Here is a 20,133-nt window from a genome sequence, read left to right as displayed (position 1 = left end):
CGCCGAGCGTCGTCCCGAAGATGGTGAGCGTCCCGGTGACCTGGACGCTGAGCAGCAGCAGCGAGCCGCCGGCCAGCGCGGTGGCGTGCGGCAGCATGGCGCCGAGGGCGGAGCCGTCCACGCGCCCACGGCCGCCCGCGGTCCGACAACTGATCCGTGACCTCCGGAGCCCTCGCCGCACCCAGGCGGGCCATGGCCGCTCCGACGCGGGGCGGCCCGGCCGCCGTCCGCACGCTCAGCCGGCCACTGCTGCTCGCCGTCCTGGCGTCCTGCGCCACCCTGTCCGCCGGGCTGCTGCCGGGACGGACCGCCGTCACCGTGGCGGTGACGGTGAACTTCCTCGCCGTCGCCGGGGTGCTCGTCCTCCTCACCCGCGCCGGGCGCCGGAGCGCCCACCCGGCCGGCTGGCGCTGGTACGCCGCCTCGGTCGCCGTCGGCGCCGGCGGTGCCCTGGCCGCCGCGTCGGTGCTGCCCTGGGGGCAGACCGCCCTGGGCAGCGTCCCCGGTCAGCTGCTGGTGGTCGTGGCGATCCTGCGGATGCTCGACCGGGCGTCGCTCCGGGCCGCCCGGGCGCAGGTGGCGACGATGTTCACGCTCTTCGTGATCGCCGACCTGCTGACCGTGCACACGCTCTACCACCTGACCATCGCCCGGGACGGCGTGCTGCCCCTGTCGGAGACGATCGCGCTCTTCGCGCTGCTGTCCAGCACCGCCCTCGGCACCGGCTTCTCGCTGGTCCTCATCGCGGTCTGCCCCGCCGCCCAGCGTCCGGTCGGCTGGCTGCTGTTCGCCTCCCAGGTCGCCACCGCACTGGCCGGCGCGTGCTCCTCGATCGCCTCCGGGCCGGGCTACGTCCAGTACCTGGCCTGCGCGCTGAGCGTCCTCGGGCTGGCCCTGCTGGTGGTCGCCTGCCACGCCGACCGACCGCAGCCCACGGCCGACCGCGGGCGCGTGGACGGCTCCGCCCTCGGCGCCATGCTGCCGCACGCCACCGCGCTGGCCGGCGGCTCGCTGCTGCTGCTCAGCGTCCAGGTCACCGGGACGCTCACCATCTTCGGGACGACGCTCGGCGTGCTCGGGCTGGGCGCCCTGCTGGCCCACCAGGTGGCGTCCTGGCGCACCCAGCAGCGGCTCACCACCGACCTGCAGCGCAGCGAGGCCTACTTCCGCACGCTGGTGCGCGGCAGCGCCGACCCGGTGCTGATCCTCGACGACCAGCTGCAGGTGCAGTGGGTCTCCCCCGCCATCACCGCGCTGCTCGGCCTGGACCCCCAGCGCATCGTCGGCCACTCGATCGCCGCCGCCGTCCACCCCGACGACGCCCCGGGCCTGGTCGCCGCCCTCAGTGCCGCCTCGACCGACCCGATGGAGACCAAGACCCGGACGGCGCGGGTGCGGCACCTCGACGGTCGATGGCGACTCATCCAGTCCCAGGTCCGCGACCTGCGCGGCGACCCCGACGTGGGCGCCCTGGTGCTCTACTGCCGGGACGTCAGCGCCAGTGCCCCGCAGCCGGCCGAGCCCGTGGTCACCTTCAGCACGAGCGACCCGGCGACCGGCCTGCCCAACCGCTCGGCCCTGACCCAGCGGCTCGCCGCCACCCTCCGCGCCCCGTCGGCCAGCAGCGCCTCCCTCGTCGTGCTGGGCGTCGACGGGTTCCCTGCGGGCGACGACGTCGCGGTGCTGCGCGAGCTGACCACCCGGTTCGCCCGGGCCCTGCGCGGCAACGACTGGCTGGCCCGCTCCGGGGTGAGCGAGTTCGCCGTCCTGGTCTCCGGCACGGTGGCCGACGCCGAGGTGATCGCCGGCCGGCTGGTCGCCGCCGTCGAGCCGGTCGCCATCGGCAACGGCACCCTGCGGCTGACCGCCGCGGCCGGCGTCACGCCCCTGGACGCCGACGCGGACGCCGGGGACGCGCTGCGCTGGGGCGACCTGGCGCTGCGCAGCGCCCGCGCCGCCGGTCCCGGCCGGGTCCGCCGGCACTCCGACGCCCTCCGGATCACCCAGCAGCGCGAGGAGACCCTGCGCACCGACCTGCACCAGGCCCTCGCCGAGGGTCAGCTGCGGCTGGTCTACCAGCCGGTCGTCGACCTGGCGCTGCACCGCACCGTCTCGGTCGAGGCGCTGCTGCGCTGGCGGCACCCCGTGTACGGGGAGGTGTCGCCGGCGGAGTTCGTGCCCCTGGCCGAGGAGTCGGCGCTGATCACCGAACTGGGTCGGTGGGTGCTCGCCGAGGCCACCGCCACGGTCGCCGCACTCCCGCACCCGGACCTGGCGGTGGCGGTCAACGTCTCGGCGCGGCACGTCCGCAGCGGCGAACTGGTGTCCGACGTCCTCCAGGCCCTGGGATCCAGTGGGCTGTCCGCCTCCCGGCTGGTCCTGGAGATCACCGAGTCGGTGCTGCTGGACGACGAGCACGTGACCGACGACCTGACCGCCCTGCGGCGACTGGGCGTCCGGATCGCCGTCGACGACTTCGGCACCGGCTGGTCCTCGCTGGCCTACCTCGTCGGCCTGCCGATCGACGTCCTGAAGATGGACCGGCAGTTCCTCGCCGACGTCGAGACCGACCCGCAGCGCCGGGCACTGTGCAGCTCCGTCCTGCACCTGGGCACCAGCCTGGGCCTCGTCGTGGTCGTGGAGGGCGTCGAGACGGCGACCGAGCTGCAGCTGCTGCGCGACATGGGCCACCGGTTCATCCAGGGCTACCTGCTGGCCCGGCCGCTGGACGAGGCCGCGCTGACCACCCAGCTCCCAGGGCTGGGCGGGGCGCCGGTGCCCACCTCGGCACCGGGGCTGCCCCGGGCCGCGGACGACGGATTGCCGAGGTGAACCAGGTCCGGCGGGCACCGCTGAGCCTGGTGCTGCTCGGTGCGCTGGTCGCCCTGGGCATCGCCGTGCCGGCCAGTCCGTACGGGGCCGTGCCGCAGTGGGACAACCTGGTGCTGGCTGCGCTCGGCGGGTGGGCGGCCTGGCGCTGCACCCGGCTCACCCGTGGGATGGACGTCCGCGACCGGCTGCCCTGGCAGGTCCTGGGCGCCAGCTCCCTGCTCTTCGCCTGCGCCAGCCTGGTCACCGGGCTGGGCGTCGGCGGTGCCCTCGGCCAACTGGGCCTGGGTGACCTGCTCGTGCTCATCGCGGCCCTCGGGCCGACGGTCAGCGCCGCGCTGATCGGTGGGCGGGTCCGCGGCACCCGCTGGCCGATCCTGGTGATCGACGGGGTGCTGGTCACCCTCGCCCTCGTCGTCGTCGCCGACGTGCTGGTGCTGGCCCCGGCAGTGACGCCGGGTGCGATCGACCCCGACCTGCTGCCCCTGGTGCTCGCCTACGGCATCTACCCCGCGGTGGCCGTGGGCGTCGTCGGGGCCCTGTGCACGGTGTCGACCGCGGCCGTCCGGCGTCCGGCGACCGCGATGATCCTCATGACCGGGCTGCTGGGACTGGCCTCGGCGCTGCTCGCCGTGCACATCGTGCAGCCGGGCACGACGTGGGCCGCCGCGGCCGACGTGGCGATCGCCGGCGCACTGGTCGCCGCCGTCCACGCCGTCCAGCTGGCCAGCGCCGTCCCGGGCCGGTCCTCCGCGGCCGACTCCACCCCGACCGTGAACTCCGCCGGCCTGGTCATCGACGTCCTGGCCCTGATCGGGGTGCCGGTCACCCTGGTGACCGCCCTGCTGCTCGACCTGCGCGTCCCCGACGGCGCGCTGGCCTGCACCGCCGTGGTGGTCCTCCTGCTGCTGGTGCGGCTGTTCATGCGGATCCGGGACAGCGACCGCATCGAGGAGGACCTGCTGCGCAGCGAGGAGGACTTCCGGGGCCTGGTCGAGGCCAGTTCGGACGGCGTGGCGATCGTGGACGCCGAGCTCCGCCTCGAGTTCACCTCCCCCGCGGCCCGGACCCTGCTCGGGGTCGTCGAGGCCGACCCGCACCCCCTGCTGCTGGACCTGCTGCACGAGGAGGACCGCCCCCGCGTCCGCCGTGAGCTGACCACCGCGGCCGGCGGGGTCACCCCCGTGGTCCACCTGCGGCTGCACGGCCCCGAGGGCGAGCGCCGGGACCTGGAGGTCACCCACCACGAGCGCCCCGGCAGCGGGCGGCGGGTGCTCCACCTGCGGGACGTGACCACCCGGCGACGCCGCGAGCAGGAGCTGGAGCGGATGGCGTTCACCGACCACCTCACCCGGCTGCCCAACCGTGCACTGCTCTTCCAGGAGATGGCCGCCGGGTCGGCGACCACCGCCGAGCGGTCCCTGCTGGTGCTGGATCTCGACGGGTTCAAGGCGGTCAACGACTCCGCCGGCCACGAGGCCGGTGACCTGCTGCTGGTCGAGGTGGCCCGGCGGCTCCAGGGCCTGCTGCGCACCGACGACCTGGTCGCCCGCCTCGGCGGCGACGAGTTCGCCGTGCTGCTGGCCGGGGGCGAGGACGCCGCCGTCGAGGCCGCCCAGCGGGTGCTCGACGTGCTCGCCCGGCCCTGCCGGATCGGCGACCGCACCTTCACCGTCGGCGCCAGCGTGGGCATCTGCCGGGTGCACCCCGGGGGCGGCCAGCTCGCCTTCCGCCAGGCCGACGCCGCCCTCGGCGCCGCCAAGCGGGCCGGCAAGGGCTGCTGGCGACTGCACACCGACGACCGGGTGGCGCAGGCCGCGGCCAGCAGCTCCGTCGCCACCGCCCTGGCCGACGGGGAGGTCCAGCTCCGCTTCGACACCATCGCCAACGGCGACACCGGCGTCCTCGCCGCGCTGCACGCCCAGCCCGTGTGGCTGCACCCCGAGCTCGGCGCGCTGCCCGCGGCGGAGCTGTGGGCCGCCGCCGAACGGCAGGGCTGCACCGCGGCCCTGCAGCAGTGGCTGATCACCCGGGCCTGCGCCGACGTGGCCGCCCTCGACGACCAGCTGCTCGTCGCCGTCGACCTGCCTGCGGGGCTGGTGCACGCCGACGAGCTGCCCGGCGAGGTGGCCGTGGCGCTGGCCGCGGTCGACCTGGCGCCACCCCGGCTCACCCTCTTCGTCACCGAGGAGGTGCTGCAGACCTCGTCGGCAGCCCTCATCCCCGCGCTGCACGCCGTGCACCGGACCGGGGTCCGGATCGGGCTGGACGACTACGGCATGGGCTCCACCCTGTGGTCGCAGCTCTCCCGGCTGCCCCTGGAGGTGGTGATGGTCGACGTCCGCAACCTGTCGGCCGGCGGCAACCACGACCGGACACTGGAGGTGCTCGGCGCGATCGGCCGCAGTGCCCGCGACTTCGAGGTGTCCACCGTGGCCAAGGAGATCGACTCCCGGCAGCTGCTCCACGAGCTGCGCGTGCAGGGCGTGGTCGCCGTCTCCGGCCCGGTGCTGCCGACCGGCCTGACCGCCGCCGAGGTGGCCGCCCTGTTGCGCCACCCCGGTCCCGCGGTGGTCGCCCCCGTACCCGTCCCCGTGCCGCTGCCGCGACCACGCGCCGGAGTGTGACGACCGGGCGGGTGGTCGGCGCGACACTGACCCGGTGACCGCGCCGTCCCTGCACTTCCTCGGCCACTCGACCGTCCGGGTGGAACTGGCCGGCCGGACGGTGCTCACCGACCCGCTGCTCACCCACCGGCTGGGCCCGCTGCGGCGGGTGGTCCCCCGCCTGGCTCCCGAGGCCTGGGCCGGCGTCGACCTGGTGGTCGTCTCGCACCTGCACAACGACCACCTGCACCTGCCCTCGTTGCGCCGGCTGGGCCGCAGCACGCCGATCGTGGTGCCCCGCGGCGCCGGCCGATGGCTCGGCCGGCACGGCTTCACCGCCGTCGAGGAGCTCGGTGCGGGTGCGAGCCTCACCGACGGCGGCCTCACCGTCACCGCCACCCCCGCCGACCACGCCGCCCACCGCTGGGGGCCGCGGTTCACCCACGGCCCGCACGCCCCGGCGGTCGGGCACCTGCTCGCCGGGGACGGCGTCACCGTCTACGCCGCCGGCGACACCGACCTCTTCCCCGGGATGGCCGACCTCGGCGACGACGGCGTGGACGTCGCCCTGCTGCCGGTGTGGGGGTGGGGCCCCACGCTCGGCCCCGGCCACCTGGACCCGGCCGGTGCCGCCCGGGCCGTGGCGCTGCTCCGCCCGCAGGTCGCCGTCCCGGTGCACTGGGGCACCTTCGCCGTCGCCGGGCTGACCTCGGTGCCCAGCCCCTGGCGGGCCCGGATGCGGGCACTGCTCGTCGAGCCACCCCGCCGGTTCGCGGCCGCGGTCGCCGCCGCGGGCTCGGCCACCGCCGTGGCGCTGACCGCCCCCGGCGCCCGCGTGGCACTGGACGCCGCGGAGCCCGGCCGGGAGAGCACCTGACCGACCTCCGGTGCACCGATGGGTCCGTCCCACGGGATTTGCCGGGTGGCCACACAGCCGTCACCCTGGGCCGCAGGGGGAACGTGAAGTTCATGTGAACGCCGCCCCGCCGACGTGCCGGAGGTGGCTGGATTGCTCGACAGTGGGCTGATGCGACCTGACGCCCGGGCCTGGTTCGAGCACCGCACCACGTCGGCCACCTCCCTGGCCGAGATCGACGTCGATGCGCTGCTGCTGGCCAAACGCCGCGGCGGCCACCGGGTCAGCGTCGTCCTCCCCGCGCGGAACGAGGAGACCACCGTCGGGGTCCTGGTCCGCGACCTGGTCGAGCGCTGGGTCGAGGGTGTGCCGCTGATCGACGAGCTCGTCGTCATCGACTCCCACTCCACCGACGCGACCGCCGAGGTGGCCCGGGCCGCCGGCGCCGAGGTCGTCGCGGTCGGCGACGTGCTGCCGAGGCAGGGCGACCGCCCGGGCAAGGGCGAGGCGCTGTGGAAGTCCCTGGCGGCCACCACCGGCGACCTCGTCGTCTTCATCGACTCCGACCTGCTGGGCGACGTCAGCCACTACGTGCCGGGGCTGCTCACCCCGCTGCTCACCGACCCCCGCATCGAGTACGTCAAGGGCTGCTACACCCGCCCGCTCACGGTCGACGGCGAGCACCGCCCGGCCGGCGGGGGCCGGGTCACCGAGCTCACCGCCCGTCCGCTGCTGAACGCGCTGTGGCCGGAGCTGGCCGGGTTCGTGCAGCCGCTGGGCGGGGAGTACGCCGGCCGCCGCTCGGCCCTGGAGCAGGTGCCGTTCGTCTCCGGCTACGGCGTGGAGGTCGGCCTGCTGGTCGACCTGCTGCAGGTCTGCGGCCTCAACGGGCTGGCCCAGGTCGACCTCGGCACCCGCACGCACTCCCACCAGACCGACGAGGCGCTGGGCACGATGGCCGGCCAGATCGTCTCGACCGTGCTGTCCCGCGCCGAGCGCGGCCGCTCGGACCGGCGCCGGCTGGAGCCGGGCGGGCTGCTCACCCAGTTCGCCCACGACGGGCGCGGCTTCGTGCCGACCAGCCACACCGTCGCCGTCGACGAGCGGCCCCCGATGTGCGCGGTCGACGAGTACACCGCGCACCGCGCCGGCGTCGTCGGCTGAGGAGCGGCCACCGCACTGTGCAGTGAGGGCGCGTTCCCGGCCGGGAACGCGCCCTCATCGCACAGTTCCCCACCGAGGGGCCGGAGGACGGGGTCCTCGCTCAGGCGAGCGGGGTGTCGTCCAGCGCGGCCGCGAGGTCGCCGGGGGTGTCGTAGATCCCGACCGCACCGGCGTCGTGCAGCTCGTCGTCCCCGAAGCCACCGGAGCGGACGACGATCGCCGGCATCCCGGCGTTCTTCGCCGCCACCACGTCCCACACCGAGTCGCCGACCATCACGCTGCTCGTCTCGTCGGCGGCACCGAGCTTGCGCCGCGCCACCTGCAGCAGGTCCGGCTCGGGCTTCGAGGACTCGGCGTCGCCGCTGTCGGTGACGGCGTCGGCGAGGTCCCGGGCGTCGAGGAGGTCGAGGAAGGCCTCCACGTGCTTCGGCTTGCCCGAACTGGCAAGCACCAGGCGGTGCCCGCGCTCCTTGATGGCCACCAGCAGGTCGCGGGCGCCGGGCAGCGGGGCGATCTCGTCGATGAACGGGTCGACCTCCTCCACCCACCTGTCGCGGGCCTCGGCACCGATCCGCCGTTCGACCTCCTCCCCGCCGAGGGCGGCGACGAGCTGGTCACCGCCCATGCCGATCAGGCGGTGGATGCGCCAGACGGGGTAGGTCTCCCCCAGTGAGCGGAGCGCCCGGTACCAGGCCAGGGCGTGGTGGTAGTTCGAGTCGACGAGGGTGCCGTCGACGTCCATGACGGCGATGGTGGGTTCGGCCATGCCCGCTGACCTGCCCAGTCCCCCGGACGATCACCCCCTGAGCCACCAAAATGGCCATTTTGGTGGCTCAGGGGTGGTCAGTGCTGGTGCTGGAGGACGCCGCGGATGACCGTGCCGTCGCGCTGGTCCTGGTAGCCCTGGTTGACCTCGTCGAGGGTGTAGCGCTTGGTGATCAGCGAGTCGACCTGGAGCGCGCCGTCCTCGTAGAGCCGCAGCAGCCGCGGGATGTCCCGGTAGGCGTTGCACATCCCGTACAGCGCCCCCTGCACCCGCTGCTCGTAGACGGTGGTGATGTTCCCGGGCAGCGCGACGGTCGTCGCCATCGTGTGGTCGGCCAGGCCGGTGAGCACCAGCGTGCCGCCCTTGCCCAGGCAGCGGTAGGCGCCGCCGGTGATCTCCGGGCTGGTCGTGCCGGTGGCCAGGATGACGACGTCGGCTCCGGTGCCGCGGGACAGCTGCTTCGCCAGGCCCGCCGCCTCCTCGGTGCTGGCGACCGCGTGGGTGGCGCCCAGGGTCTGGGCGAACTCGCGGCGGAAGGCCACCGGGTCGACGGCGACGACGGCGCCCGCACCGGCCATCGCCGCGCCCTGCACGGCGTTGCAGCCGACGCCGCCGGTCCCGACGACGACCACGACGTCGCCCTGGCGCACCGGTCCGGCGTTCACCGCGGACCCCCAGCCGGTCGGGACGCTGCAGGCCATCAGCGCGGCGACGTCCAGGGGCAGGTGCGGCTCGATCTTGACGCAGGAGAACTGGGACAGGACCGAGTGCTGGGCGAAGGCACCGACCATGCAGAAGCCGCCGAGCTCCTCGCCGTCCAGCCGGAACGGCCAGGTCCCGTCCGGCAGCTGCCCGGTGCCGATCGTCGCGCCGAGGTCGCAGAGGTTGGAGCGGCCGGTGGCGCACCAGCGGCAGTGGCCGCACGCCGGCAGGAAGGAGGTGACCACGTGGTCGCCGGGCTGCAGGCCGGCGACACCGGCCCCGACGGCCTGGACGACGCCGGCGCCCTCGTGCCCACCGACGATGGGGTAGCGCTGGCTCTCGAACCGCAGGTGCTCGTCGGAGTGGCACAGCCCCGCGTAGGCCATCTCGACCAGCACCTGCCCCGGGCCGGGGTCGACCAGCTCGAGCTCCGCGACCTCCCAGTCGCCGGGACCCCGCAGCACCGCGCCGTGCGTCTTCATCCACCGTCTCCTGTCTCGAGCGTGACCTGGCCCACGCTAGGGGGTCCGGCGTCACCTCTCGCCGTCGGGTGGCACCCAGTGCCACCCGTCCGGTCGGCGGTGCCCGTCCCCGTACGGCACGATCGACCGTCGTGACCGGCGCCGACACCGCGATCCCCCAGCAGGCGCCGGAGACCTCCGCCTGTCCCGGCTGCGGTGCGGTGCTCGCCGTCGTCCCCGGCCTCGTCGGCACGCACGCCGGCGCCTCGGCCAGCTGCGCCGGGCTGTTCGCCGTGACCGTGCGCGGCCTGCGCGAGGAGGCCGGACAGGACGTGCGGGCCGCATCGCTGCTCCGGGTGTCCACCGACGCCTACGACGCCCAGCACCTGGTGCCCGGCGGACCGGCCGCCGCACCGGTCCGGCTCTGCCTGGAGCTGGAGCGGAGCGTCGACCACGCGCGCTCGGCCGCACTCGGCAGCCGGGTGGACGACGCCGCCCCCCGTGACCTGACCGCACCGGAGCGCTGGACGACGACCGTCGCGGACCTGGCCGCCGACCTGGACGTCGTGGACCTGCCGGCCCTGGTGCGCGCCTGGGCCGACGCGGTGTGGGCGGACTGGGCACCGGCGCACGACCGGCTGCGCGCCGCCGCGGACACGGCACTGACCGGCTGACACAGCATCGCGAGCGGTCAGTTGCGCTCTACATTGTCGACCGTGGACGCGGCGACAGGAGGACGCCGGGAGCGCCGCAAGGCGCAGACCCGGGCGGAGATACGCGCGGCGGCTCAGCGCCTGTTCGCCGAGCGCAGCTTCGACGCGGTGACCATCGCCGACGTCGCCGCAACCGCCGACGTGGCGGTGCAGACCGTCTTCAACCACTTCGACAGCAAGGAAGCGCTGTTCTTCGACGGCCGGACGCCCTGGGTCGAGGGGGTCGCCGCCGCCGTCACGGCCCGGCCGCAGGGCACCGGACCGCTGGCCGCGCTGCGCAGCTACCTGGAGAGCGACCTCCACCAGCTGCTGGAGCAGGAGGCGCAGCCGGAGCACCGCAGCTACCTGCAGGCCCTGGCGTGCTCGGCCAGCCTGCAGGAACGGGAGCGGACGCTGGTCGAGCAGGCCGGCGGGCGGGTGGCCGCTGCGCTGGCGACGGCGCTCTCGGCGACGGAGCAGCCGGACGGCGCCTCGGTCGACCTGCTCAGCCGGCTGGCGGCCGACCTGTTCCTGGTGGCCGGGCGGGTGCTGGTGCTCGCGAACCGCCGCCAGGTGCTCGGCACGGAGCGCGGCGCCGCAGCGCACGGACCCGAGCACGCGACCACCGCCGCCACCCTCGCCATGCTCGAGGACGGGGTGCGCCGGCTCGCTCGGCAGCTGGACGTGCGGATCGACTGAAGGAGGACTCCGCTGCCCCCGCCCCTCGGCCCCGTCCAGAGGCTCGTCCCGAGCTCGCGAGGGATGAGGAGGACGGGGCCCTCCCTCAGCCGGGCGGCAGCTGCGCCGGCTCGACGATCGGCAGCAGCACGTCGGTGACCAGCTGCTCGACCTGCGCGGTGCTCATCGGCGCCGGACCGAAGGCCGTGTAGCGCTGCCACCACAGGGCCTGCACCGCCGACCCCAGCAGCGCGACCCGCTGGTGCGGCAGTTCACGCCCGCGGGCGGCCTCCCGCGCCGCGAGCTCGCGCACCGCACCGGCCAGCGGGCGCACCAGCGCCTCCTCGAGGCCGGCGCGCAGGTCGTCGTCGTGCCGGGCTGCCCCGACCAGGCTCGCGGCGGCTCGCTCCGCCCGGTCCAGCGGCCGGGTCCAGCGGGCCAGCAGCTCGCAGAGGTCGCTGCGCAGCGACCCGGAGTCGGCGGGCAGCTCGACCAGCGGCGCGGTGCTCAGGGCGTGCCGCGCCAGTGCGGCCATCGTGGGCCACCGCCGGTAGATGCCGGCCTTGCCGGCCCGGGCCCGCGCGGCCACGCGGTCGCTGTTGAGCCTCCCCCAGCCCTCGTCGGCGAGGATCTCCACCGCCACGGCCACCAGTTGCTCGGACAGCTCCGAGGACAGTGGGCGCCCCGGAGGACGGGCGCCGGCGGGTCGCGGAGGCAGATCGGTCGTGGTCACCATGCAATCGTGCCCAAGAAGGTGGAGTGACCACAACAACCGAGCGACTCCAATCGAGGACACATGCCGCCGGGCGGGTCGGGGAGCGCCCTCAGGCCGACGCGGCGGGCTCCACGTGCACCTGCAGGCTGGCCCCGTCGTCCGCCGTCCAACCCTTCTCGCCGGCCTGCTCCACCATCCCGTCGAAACGCTGCGCCCAGTCGTCGGCGGTCGCATGCGGCTCGGCGGCGGCGCGCAGGGCCGCCACGTCCAGCAGGCCGGTGTCCCCCTCGGTCAGCCGGCCCAGGCCCGCCTCGCGCAGCGCCCGATCGACGTCCTCGTCGGTCAGCGCGCCGACGGCCAGGTGCAACCGGGCCAGGTCGTCGACGTCGGCCACCCGCACCTCGGGCACCTCGTCGGCACCCCCGATCACCTCGACGATCATCCGTGTCCTCCTCCTTCAGGCGTGCCATGGGAAGCGGGAGAAGTCGGCCGGGCGCTTCTCCAGGAACGAGTCCCGACCCTCCACCGCCTCCTCGGCCATGTAGGCCAGCCGGGTGGTCTCCCCGGCGAACAGCTGCTGACCGACGAGCCCGTCGTCGATCAGGTTGAACGAGTACTTGAGCATCCGCTGGGCGGTCGGGCTCTTGGCCACGATCCGGCGTCCCCAGTCCAGCGCGGTGGCCTCCAGCTCCGCGTGCGGCACGACCCTGTTGACCATGCCCATCCGGTGCGCCTCCTCGGCGGAGTACTCCTCGCCGAGGAAGAAGATCTCCCGGGCGAACTTCTGCCCGACCTGGCGGGCCAGGTACGCCGAGCCGAACCCGCCGTCGAAGCTGCCGACGTCGGCGTCGGTCTGCTTGAACCGAGCGTGCTCGGCGCTGGCCAGGGTCAGGTCGGCGACCACGTGCAGGCTGTGCCCGCCACCGGCCGCCCAGCCCGGGACGACGCAGACGACGACCTTCGGCATGAACCGGATCAGCCGCTGCACCTCCAGGATGTGCAGCCGGCCGTTCGCGCCGTCGCCGGCCTCGTAGCCGTACTTCCCACGCACCCGCTGGTCGCCGCCGGAGCAGAACGCCCAGCCGCCGTCCTTGGCGCTGGGGCCGTTGCCGGTGAGCAGCACGCAGCCGACGTCGGTGGCCAGCCGCGCGTGCTCGAAGACGGCGAGCAGCTGGTCGACCGTCTGCGGCCGGAAGGCGTTGCGCACCTCGGGCCGGTCGAGGGCGATCCGCACCACTCCGGCGTCGACGGCGCGGTGGTAGGTGACGTCGGTCAGCTGCTCGAAGCCCTCGACCGGCCGCCAGGCGGTGGGGTCGAAGATCTCGGAGACGTCGGCGCGGGCACTCACGGTCCCGAACCTAGCCGCAGCAGGATGCCCCCGCTCCGCCGAGCAGGGGTCTCCTCGCCGCCCCGTGCTCTGCTCAGCCCGGGTGAGCGGAGCACGAGTGGCCCCGGACTGGTCTGATGGAGGCGTGGAACTCCGGATCGGGACGTTGAACCTCGCCTCCGGCCGGGACGGTGCCGGTCGCTCGCTCGACGCCGCGGCACTGCGGGGCGCGCTGGCGGAGGTGGACGTCGACGTCCTCGCCGTCCAGGAGGTCGACGTGGGCCAGCCCCGGTCGCACGGTGTCGACCAGGCCGCCGAGGTGGCCGCCGCGCTCGGTGCGCCCGAGTGGCGGTTCGCCGCAGCCGTCGCCGGCACCCCCGACCCGTTCCGCAGCTGGACCCCGGTCGACCCGCCGGTGCTCCGCGGGTCCTGGGAGACGCTGACCGGCCCGCACTACGGGATCGCGCTGTTCAGTCGGCTGCCGGTCCACCGCTGGTCGGTGCTCGCGCTGGGCGCCGGCCGGGCCCGGCTGCCGCTGCGGGCGCCCGACCCGCGCACCGGGCAGACCCGCCGGTGGTGGTTCCCCGACGAGCCGCGGCTGGCGATCGCCGCCGAGCTCGAGCACTGCACCGTGGTCTGCACCCACCTGTCCTTCGCGCCGCACACCGCGCTGCGCCAGCTGACCCGGCTGCGCCGGTGGTGCGCCGAGCTGCCCGGCCCGGTGGTGCTGGCCGGCGACCTCAACCTGGTCGGACCGGTGCCCGCGCGGGTGTTCGGCGCCACGCGACTGGTCAGCGCGCCGAGCTATCCGGCCCCGGCGCCGCGGGTGCAGTTCGACCACCTGCTCGGCCCGGCCGGCCTGGACCCGCAGCGCCCCGAGGTGCGGCAGCTCCCGCTCGGCGACCACCGGCTGGTCACCGTGTCGGTGTCCCCGGGCTGAGCCCTCGCGCGGGCCGTGTGGTCCCCGGGGGCGCCCGCCCACGGTCAGCTCTGCGCGGCGGCCTCCTCGCGCTCCCGTCGGCGGCCGTCGGTCGCCGGCAGCCACCGGTCGGCCGCCCAGTAGACCAGCAGGAACACCAGCGCCAGGAGCACGACGAGAGCGGTGTTCCGCAGCGCGACCGCGAGGCCGAGGTCGCGGGCGTCGAGGAAGAAGTAGGGGTACCAGCGGCTCTGCGCGCCGTGCCACATCGTCCAGCCGATCCAGGCCACCGGGAAGATCATCGCCCAGGCGACCGTGCCGCCGGTGATCCGCGGCCGCGGCCCGAAGACCAGCCAGCCGCCCACCATGGCCAGCGGTGCCAGGTAGTGCAGCACGAGGTTGGTCCACACGGTCACGCCGGTGGGGTCGACGGTCGGCGACAGCAGGACCGAGAAGACCAACCCGGTGACCGTGATGGCCAGCAGCGCGTCGAGCACCAGCACCCGCCAGAGGCGGCCGGAGCGCACCGGGTCGAGCGCCAGGGTCGTCGCAGCGGCCAGCACCAGCACGTTGCTCCCGACCGTGAACAGGCTGAGCCACCGGACCACCTCTGTCACCGTGGTGGTGCGGCCGCCCGCCGCCTCGAGCACGGTGCGCACCAGGGACGTCGCCAGGCACGCCCCGACGACGAGTGCCACCACCGCCCAGTAGCCCCGCGCGATCTGCCGTCCGCTCATGTGGCGTCGGAGCCGGTCACCGCGCGCGCCAGCACCGGCAGGGTCGCGGCGAGCCCGGGGTGGAGCACGGGCAGCGCGTCGAGGGCGAACCAGCCGACGCCGGCGCTCTCCTCGTTCAGCGCCAGGTCGTCGGGCTCGAGCGCGCCGGCGGGCGTGGCCAGCACGGTGGTGTAGCTCCAGCCGCCGTGGTCGTCGACCCACTCCGCGCCGAGGACGATGTCCACAGCGCGCAGCCCGAGCTCCTCCCCCGCCTCGCGCAGCGCGCCGTCGGCCGCGGACTCCTGCGGGTGCAGCGCGCCGCCCGGGGTGCCCCAGGTGCCGCCGTGGTGCGACCACTCCACCCGCAGTTGGAGCAGCACCTCGACACCGTCGGCACCGGGCCGGTGCAGCAGCAGACCGGCCGCGCCGGCCAGGCCCCAGTGCCGGTGGCCCAGGGCGCAGGTCGTCCAGCCATCGGTCGGAGAGCGCACGCCGACAGTCTGCCGTGGGTTGACCGGTCGCCGCGCGGGGCACCGGTCGGGCACGACCGATCGAGGACGAGGGAGTGCTGACGTGGCGAGTGGCGTGGCGAGTGTGTGGGTGCCGGTGACGGACATGGACCGGGCCCGGGCGTTCTACCGGGACACCCTGGGGCTCTCCGAGGGGAAGACCACCGAGGACTGGAGCGAGTTCGACGCCAACGGCCTGATGATCGGGCTGAACGCGCGGGAGAGCGCCCAGCCCGCCAGCGGCGGCGCGGTGATCACCTTCCAGCCCGACGGCGACCTGGACGCCGAGGTGGCCGCCCTGCAGGACAAGGGCGTGGAGTTCGGCGGGATCGCCGACCACCCGTGGGGCCGGCTCGCACCGTTCAAGGACTCCGAGGGCAACGACCTGCAGTTCTACGCGCCCCCGTCCTGAGCTGCCGGCCCGACGGGCAGGATGACGGCATGGAGACCGTGCAGCTGCGCCGATACGTGCTCGAGCCGGGCCGGATGGCCGACTTCCTGGCCTGGTTCCCGACCCTGCTGCCGGTGCGCGAGCAGTACGGGTTCCGGGTGCTGTTCGCCCTGGCCGACGAGGAGCACCAGACGTTCACCTGGGCCGTCGCGCACGACGGCGACCAGGACGAGTTCCGCCGGGTGGAGGAGACGTACCACGACTCCCCCGAGCGGGCCCGGGTGTTCGAGACCTTCCCGGCGTGCGTCGCCGACAAGGAGATCGGCTTCGCCGTCTCCGCCGTCTGAACGTCCGCGGGGGCAGGGACGGACCGTCCCTGCCCCCGCGGGTCGCTCAGTGCCCGCCGCCCTCGCAGCACTGGTGCGGGTCCTCGATCTCGAACGGCTGGAGCACGCCCCCGGCGGCCCGCTCGACCAGCAGGGTGAGCCGGCCGCCGGAGAACCGCGGCCGCAGGAACCCGTTCGGCCCGGTGTCCACGACGTCGGTGCCGACCGGCTCCACGCCGATCCCGACGACCTGCTCGATCGCGGTGGCGGCGATCAGGTCGGCCACGGGCACCCGCCCGGTGACCGACGCCGACCCCGGGAAACGGACCGCCCGGCCGGCGTCCCCGGCACCGGCCTCGACCAGCGCCGTCCGGGCCGGGCCGGCGACGTCCGCGTCGTGGGTGCCGCCGGCCACCGCCGGGCCGGCCAGCGCCCTCGCCAGGGCCGACCGGGTCGCCGCCGGGCCGGCCGGCTCCCCGGTCAGCCGGATCGAGACGCCGACCCGGGGCGCCGGGGCGGAACCGTCCACGTGGGTGCAGACCAGCTCCGCCGCGGCCCCTGAGCCGGCCAGCGCCTCGTCGACCGCCGCCAGCAGGTGGGCGTCGGCGACCCGGTCGGCCGCCGGCGCCCCGCCCCACCAGACCGCCGTCAGCGATGCGGTCATCAGATCGCGTCGACGAACACCGGGTTGGCGTAGAACCAGAGGTCCTCCCACGGGTTCGCGTCCCCGACGACGTCCATCAGCGGGTTGCCGTTGGAGTCCAGCTGGTTGCCGTCGCTGCCACGCAGGCGCACGTAGAACGAGCGCTCCACGTTGGTGAACGTGTGCTCGAAGGTCCACTGCGCCCGGCCGCGGCCCACCTCGAAGGTCTTGGCGACGGTGGTCTCCGGTGCGGTGAACCGGTCCCGGTCGCTCGCCTCCCCGGTGATCGGGCCGCTGATCAGGTCGACCTTGGCGAGCTTCGGCACGTCGCCGTTGGCGTTGGCGCCGCCAGCCACCTTGACCGTGATGGTCACCGTGACGCTGCCGCCGCGGCGCACCCAGGTGCGGCCACCGAGCGAGGCGCCCTGCGGGTCGCCGTCCTTCACCGAGCGGACCCGCACGTCCAGGGCCTCGATGATCCGGCCGTGCACGGCGACGACCTTGCCGGCCTGCAGGCCCTGCATGATCCCGACGTAGGAGCGGGAGTCCGACCCCACGAGGGTGCTGCTGTACTGGCCGGGCCAGAAGTCGCCGTACTGGGTGATCGGCCGGCCGGTGTCCACCGGGTCGCCCTTGGTGCCGTTGGCGTTGAAGTCCAGCGGGCCCTGGACGCGGGTGTCCCGGAAGACCCGGTGCGAGTCCGAGGTGGCGGTGACCCACCACGGCTTGCCCTCGGCCAGCAGCGAGTCCCAGAGCCCGCCGAGGGTGGCGGTCATCCAGTCGAAGCCGCCGAAGGTCCGGTAGGACTCGGGCGGGTACGGCAGGAAGCGGGTGGGGTTGGTGCCGGCGTTGTCGTAGTAGCCACGGCCGCTGCCGGGACCGCCCTGCGAGACCGGGATGCCGGCGGCCTGGTGACCGGGCGCGCCCTCCATGCCGACGGCGACCGACGGGGCCGCGTCGCGCCAGTTGCGGAGCTCGTGCGGGCTGTCGATGCCCTGCCGGGAGGGGTGGTTGGCGAACATCAGCGCGATCTCGGTGCGCCGGTTGCGCACCTGGTTGTCCAGGTACTTCAGCGCCTCGATGGCGTAGGGCTCGACGTTGCCGGTGACGCCCTTGGCCGCCAGCGCGCTGCCGTCGTAGCCGGCCTCGAACGCCTTGAGGATGTCGACGGTCGCGTTGCCCGGGGGCAGCATGACGGTGGCGTGCTCGGCGCCGGGGATGTTCCACTCCAGGCCCTGGTAGACCATCGTGCCCGCGTACTGCCGGCGGACCTTCTCGATCTCCGGGGTGATCTTGTCGATCGAGAGCTTCTGGTGGGCGACGCCACCGTGGTCGGTGATGACCATCCAGTCCAGGCCGTACTGGCGGCCCTTGATGACCTGGGTCGACACGTCGTACTGCGCGTCCGGCGAGTACTTGGTGTGGATGTGGTGGTCGCCCGCGTAGTACCGGGTGCGACCGGTCCAGGCGTTCGTCGTCGTCCCGGCACCAGCGGCGGCAGCGACCCCCTGGCCCACGCCGGTGACGGCGCTGCCCAGCCCGGCAGCGGCACCGGCGACGACGGCGGTGGTGGCCAGGAAGGCGCGGCGCGAGACCGACAACGGGTCGTCGGCCTGCGGGTCGGCCCAGGTGCCCTCCACGCCGGAGACCGCCCCGTGGGAGTGGCCGTGGTCGTGGTCGTGGTGGGGGTGGTCGTGGTCGTGGCTCATCGAGGCGCTCCCGCATAGTCCGTGCTGCATCTGTCGCGGGAACTCTCCGTCGCCGGTGCAGACCAACGGGTGACACCCAGAGGATCATCGAGAGAACTCCGGGAGTCCGGTAGCGCGCCGTACCTCAGCCCTCGGCCGGGCCTCCGGCCAGGGTCCGGCTGATCGCCCGGGCGGCGGCCCGCACACCGGGCGCCATCGGCCGGACGGCGGCTGCCGAGCTGCCCCGGACCACGATCGACAACGCCGCGACCACCTCGCCGCCGGCGGAGATCGGCGCGGCCACCGAGACCGCGTCGTCGGTGACCTGCCGGTCGCTGACCGCCACCCCGGCACGGCGGACCTCGGCCAGCACCCGGCGCAGCTGCACCGGGTCGGTGATCGTCTGCGCGGTGTACCGGCGCAGCGGCGCGGCCAGCACCTGCTCCTGCACCGCGGTCGGTGCGTGCGCGAGCAGCACCAGCCCGACCCCGGTGGGCGGCAGCGCGAACCGGCCGCCGACCTCGGTGTAGACCGCGACCGCCTCCCGGGCGGCGAAGCGCTCGACGAACACCACCTCGACGCCGTCCCGCACCGCCAGCTGGACGTTCTCGTGGGTCACCTCGTAGAGGTCCTCCATGAACGGCAGCGCCGCCTCCCGCAGGCCCAGCCCGCGCGGCGCCAGCGCGCCCAGCTCCCACAGCCGCAACCCGACCCGGTACCGGCCGTCGGGGTCGCGCTCGAGCCCGCCCCAGCTGCACAGCTCGCCGATCAGCCGGTGTGCGGTGGACAGCGGGACGTCGGTGGCCCGGGCGATCTCGGAGAGGGTCAGCGCGCGCCGGTCCCGGGTGAACGCGTCGAGGACGGCCAAGAGCTTGCTGCCGGCCGTCCGGCGGGCCACCGGACCGGCCGGGCTCAGAGCTCCAGGACGAGCTTCGGACACGCGGCTCGGGAGACGCAGATGAACATCGTGTCGTTCGCCGCCTGCTCCTCCGGGGTCAGCAGCGAGTCGCGGTGGTCGACGGTCCCCTCCAGCACTCCGGTCTCGCACGTGCCGCACGTCCCCTCCTGGCACGAGGAGAGGACCGGGATGCCCGCCTCCTCCACCACCTGCAGGATCGACTTGTCCGGCGGGACGGTCAGCGTCGTGCCCGACAGCGTCAGCTCGACGTCGAAGTCCCCGCTGAGCACCCGCTCGCCCTGCTCCTTCGGGGCGAATCGTTCCACGTGCAGCGACCCGGGCGGCCAGTCGGCGCAGCGCTGCTCCACCGCGGCCAGCAGCGGCTCGGGGCCGCAGCAGTACACCTTCGTGTCCGGCTGCGGGGTGCCCAGGATGCGGTCGAGGTCGATCAGCCCCACCTCGTCCTGCGGGTGCAGCGTGACCCGCAGACCGTGCCCGGTCTTCGCCTCCAGCGCCTCCAGCGCCTCGAGGAAGGCCATCGACGTCCGGGTGCGCCCGCCGTAGTGGAACTCCCAGGTGGCGCCGGCCTCCTCCGCGGCGGCGGCCATCGGCAGGATCGGGGTGATGCCGATGCCGCCGGCGAGGAAGACGTACCGCGCGGCGGGCACCAGCTCGAAGTGGTTCCGCGGCCCCCGGACGTCGATCTCCGCGCCCTCCTGCACCTGGTCGTGCACGAGGGCCGAACCGCCCCGCCCCGCCGGCTCGCGGAGCACGCCGATCTGCCAGACCGCCCGGTCGTGCGGGTCGCCGCAGAGCGAGTACTGCCGGGTCAGTCCGCCGGGCAGCAGCAGGTCGATGTGCGCACCGGGCGACCAGGCCGGCAGGTCGGCGCCGGTCGGGTCGCGCAACTCGAGGACGACGACGCCCTCGGCGCCCGTCGTCCGCCGGGCCACCTGCAGCCGCAGGTCGACCTCGTCATGCGTGCTGTGCACTGCTCTCCTCGTCGTGGGGTCAAGCCCGCATCGCCAGATCCCGCCCCGGCCCCGTCCCGAGGCTCGCCCCGAGCTTGCGAGGGGTGAGGAGGACGGGGTCCTTCGACTTCGTCAGGCGGGGACCGGGACCCGGCGGATGATCACCAGCGGGTCGGTTCGGCCCTCGTGCACGACCAGGTGCAGGAGGGCGCGGAGATCGACGTCCGGGGGCCGCGGAACCACTTCGAGCTGGTGCCCGCCGCGCGGTACGTCTTC

20 protein-coding genes are annotated in these 20,133 nt (G+C 74.8%); 9 read left to right on the top strand and 11 right to left on the bottom strand.

Annotated features, from left to right (window positions below):
- The first annotated feature begins 192 nt into the window (after positions 1-192).
- The 4 genes from G5C62_RS16465 (at position 193) to G5C62_RS16450 (ending at position 7,455) form a co-directional block, all read left to right on the top strand.
- On the top strand, positions 193-2,832 hold the full coding sequence (locus G5C62_RS16465; protein WP_164701822.1) for a bifunctional diguanylate cyclase/phosphodiesterase: 2,640 nt from the start codon (positions 193-195) through the stop codon (positions 2,830-2,832).
- Entirely contained in the window at positions 2,829-5,456 is a 2,628-nt protein-coding gene (locus tag G5C62_RS16460) for a diguanylate cyclase domain-containing protein (RefSeq protein WP_164701820.1), read from the top strand. Before G5C62_RS16465 ends, G5C62_RS16460 begins: the two co-directional genes overlap by 4 nt.
- A 34-nt stretch (positions 5,457-5,490) precedes the next feature.
- Positions 5,491-6,312, top strand: a complete 822-nt coding sequence (locus G5C62_RS16455; protein ID WP_164701818.1) for an MBL fold metallo-hydrolase — start codon at positions 5,491-5,493, stop codon at positions 6,310-6,312.
- 150 nt (positions 6,313-6,462) lie between these two features.
- Positions 6,463-7,455: a glucosyl-3-phosphoglycerate synthase gene (locus tag G5C62_RS16450; RefSeq protein ID WP_036335664.1), complete on the top strand. Its 993-nt coding sequence runs from the start codon at positions 6,463-6,465 to the stop codon at positions 7,453-7,455.
- Positions 7,456-7,555: 100 nt separating this feature from the next.
- Here the strand turns inward: G5C62_RS16450 and G5C62_RS16445 are convergent, their stop codons facing one another.
- Together G5C62_RS16445 and G5C62_RS16440 are read right to left on the bottom strand one after the other, a co-directional pair.
- Positions 7,556-8,221: an HAD family hydrolase gene (locus G5C62_RS16445; protein WP_164701817.1), complete on the bottom strand. Its 666-nt coding sequence runs from the start codon at positions 8,219-8,221 to the stop codon at positions 7,556-7,558.
- 77 nt (positions 8,222-8,298) lie between these two features.
- Complete coding sequence (locus G5C62_RS16440) at positions 8,299-9,405, bottom strand: NDMA-dependent alcohol dehydrogenase (RefSeq protein ID WP_164701815.1); 1,107 nt, start codon at positions 9,403-9,405, stop codon at positions 8,299-8,301.
- A gap of 131 nt (positions 9,406-9,536) precedes the next feature.
- Here G5C62_RS16440 and G5C62_RS16435 point away from each other — a divergent pair, with 131 nt between their 5' ends.
- Both G5C62_RS16435 and G5C62_RS27575 read left to right on the top strand, forming a co-directional pair.
- Positions 9,537-10,058 carry a DUF5946 family protein gene (locus tag G5C62_RS16435; protein ID WP_164701813.1) on the top strand — a complete coding sequence of 174 codons (522 nt, stop codon included), beginning with the start codon at positions 9,537-9,539 and terminating at the stop codon, positions 10,056-10,058.
- Positions 10,059-10,100: 42 nt separating this feature from the next.
- The gene (locus G5C62_RS27575; RefSeq protein ID WP_206330687.1) at positions 10,101-10,775 is read left to right on the top strand and encodes a TetR/AcrR family transcriptional regulator; all 675 of its coding nucleotides are present in this window, start codon (positions 10,101-10,103) and stop codon (positions 10,773-10,775) included.
- Between the two features lie 85 nt (positions 10,776-10,860).
- Here G5C62_RS27575 and G5C62_RS16425 read toward each other — a convergent pair whose 3' ends face one another.
- From G5C62_RS16425 to G5C62_RS16415, 3 genes are all read right to left on the bottom strand, one after another.
- Positions 10,861-11,490 carry a TetR-like C-terminal domain-containing protein gene (locus G5C62_RS16425; protein ID WP_164701811.1) on the bottom strand — a complete coding sequence of 210 codons (630 nt, stop codon included), beginning with the start codon at positions 11,488-11,490 and terminating at the stop codon, positions 10,861-10,863.
- 88 nt (positions 11,491-11,578) lie between these two features.
- On the bottom strand, positions 11,579-11,911 hold the full coding sequence (locus tag G5C62_RS16420) for a hypothetical protein (protein WP_164701810.1): 333 nt from the start codon (positions 11,909-11,911) through the stop codon (positions 11,579-11,581).
- Between the two features lie 15 nt (positions 11,912-11,926).
- Complete coding sequence (locus tag G5C62_RS16415; RefSeq protein WP_164701807.1) at positions 11,927-12,817, bottom strand: 1,4-dihydroxy-2-naphthoyl-CoA synthase; 891 nt, start codon at positions 12,815-12,817, stop codon at positions 11,927-11,929.
- Between the two features lie 124 nt (positions 12,818-12,941).
- Here G5C62_RS16415 and G5C62_RS16410 point away from each other — a divergent pair, with 124 nt between their 5' ends.
- Complete coding sequence (locus G5C62_RS16410) at positions 12,942-13,736, top strand: endonuclease/exonuclease/phosphatase family protein (RefSeq protein WP_036335651.1); 795 nt, start codon at positions 12,942-12,944, stop codon at positions 13,734-13,736.
- 44 nt (positions 13,737-13,780) lie between these two features.
- Here the strand turns inward: G5C62_RS16410 and G5C62_RS16405 are convergent, their stop codons facing one another.
- Both G5C62_RS16405 and G5C62_RS16400 read right to left on the bottom strand, forming a co-directional pair.
- Positions 13,781-14,452 (bottom strand): Pr6Pr family membrane protein, encoded by a 672-nt coding sequence (locus G5C62_RS16405; RefSeq protein WP_036335649.1) that lies wholly within the window; start codon positions 14,450-14,452, stop codon positions 13,781-13,783.
- Positions 14,449-14,922 (bottom strand): NUDIX domain-containing protein, encoded by a 474-nt coding sequence (locus G5C62_RS16400; RefSeq protein ID WP_241175947.1) that lies wholly within the window; start codon positions 14,920-14,922, stop codon positions 14,449-14,451. The genes G5C62_RS16405 and G5C62_RS16400 overlap by 4 nt, the downstream gene beginning before the upstream one ends.
- Positions 14,923-15,004: 82 nt before the next feature.
- On the opposite strand from G5C62_RS16400, the gene G5C62_RS16395 reads away from it, so the two are divergent.
- Both G5C62_RS16395 and G5C62_RS16390 read left to right on the top strand, forming a co-directional pair.
- On the top strand, positions 15,005-15,352 hold the full coding sequence (locus tag G5C62_RS16395; protein WP_241175946.1) for a VOC family protein: 348 nt from the start codon (positions 15,005-15,007) through the stop codon (positions 15,350-15,352).
- Between the two features lie 29 nt (positions 15,353-15,381).
- Positions 15,382-15,678, top strand: coding sequence for a hypothetical protein (locus G5C62_RS16390; protein ID WP_036335646.1), 297 nt, complete (start codon positions 15,382-15,384; stop codon positions 15,676-15,678).
- A 46-nt stretch (positions 15,679-15,724) separates the two neighbouring features.
- On the opposite strand, the gene G5C62_RS16385 is transcribed toward G5C62_RS16390, so the two are convergent.
- From G5C62_RS16385 to G5C62_RS16370, 4 genes are all read right to left on the bottom strand, one after another.
- On the bottom strand, positions 15,725-16,321 hold the full coding sequence (locus tag G5C62_RS16385) for a hypothetical protein (RefSeq protein WP_164701803.1): 597 nt from the start codon (positions 16,319-16,321) through the stop codon (positions 15,725-15,727).
- Positions 16,321-18,009, bottom strand: coding sequence for a PHP domain-containing protein (locus tag G5C62_RS16380; protein WP_164701801.1), 1,689 nt, complete (start codon positions 18,007-18,009; stop codon positions 16,321-16,323). The genes G5C62_RS16385 and G5C62_RS16380 overlap by 1 nt, the downstream gene beginning before the upstream one ends.
- Before the next feature lie 124 nt (positions 18,010-18,133).
- Positions 18,134-18,886, bottom strand: a complete 753-nt coding sequence (locus G5C62_RS16375) for an IclR family transcriptional regulator (protein WP_241175945.1) — start codon at positions 18,884-18,886, stop codon at positions 18,134-18,136.
- 14 nt (positions 18,887-18,900) lie between these two features.
- Positions 18,901-19,878 (bottom strand): PDR/VanB family oxidoreductase, encoded by a 978-nt coding sequence (locus G5C62_RS16370; protein WP_164701799.1) that lies wholly within the window; start codon positions 19,876-19,878, stop codon positions 18,901-18,903.
- Positions 19,879-20,133: the final 255 nt, after the last annotated feature.

It is taken from the genome of Modestobacter sp. KNN46-3 (assembly GCF_011039295.1).
Note: the sequence above shows the minus strand (reverse complement) of the source record. Positions and strands in the feature narration are given on the sequence as shown.

What these genes read in the sequence shown, in the direction of transcription:
- G5C62_RS16465 (WP_164701822.1), top strand. Translation starts at nt 193, where the DNA reads ATGGCCGCTCCGACGCGGGGCGGCCCGGCCGCCGTCCGCACGCTCAGC.
- G5C62_RS16450 (WP_036335664.1), top strand. Translation starts at nt 6,463, where the DNA reads ATGCGACCTGACGCCCGGGCCTGGTTCGAGCACCGCACCACGTCGGCC.
- G5C62_RS16445 (WP_164701817.1), bottom strand. Translation starts at nt 8,221, where the DNA reads ATGGCCGAACCCACCATCGCCGTCATGGACGTCGACGGCACCCTCGTC.
- G5C62_RS16440 (WP_164701815.1), bottom strand. Translation starts at nt 9,405, where the DNA reads ATGAAGACGCACGGCGCGGTGCTGCGGGGTCCCGGCGACTGGGAGGTC.
- G5C62_RS16425 (WP_164701811.1), bottom strand. Translation starts at nt 11,490, where the DNA reads ATGGTGACCACGACCGATCTGCCTCCGCGACCCGCCGGCGCCCGTCCT.
- G5C62_RS16420 (WP_164701810.1), bottom strand. Translation starts at nt 11,911, where the DNA reads ATGATCGTCGAGGTGATCGGGGGTGCCGACGAGGTGCCCGAGGTGCGG.
- G5C62_RS16405 (WP_036335649.1), bottom strand. Translation starts at nt 14,452, where the DNA reads ATGAGCGGACGGCAGATCGCGCGGGGCTACTGGGCGGTGGTGGCACTC.
- G5C62_RS16390 (WP_036335646.1), top strand. Translation starts at nt 15,382, where the DNA reads ATGGAGACCGTGCAGCTGCGCCGATACGTGCTCGAGCCGGGCCGGATG.
- G5C62_RS16385 (WP_164701803.1), bottom strand. Translation starts at nt 16,321, where the DNA reads ATGACCGCATCGCTGACGGCGGTCTGGTGGGGCGGGGCGCCGGCGGCC.
- G5C62_RS16380 (WP_164701801.1), bottom strand. Translation starts at nt 18,009, where the DNA reads ATGAGCCACGACCACGACCACCCCCACCACGACCACGACCACGGCCAC.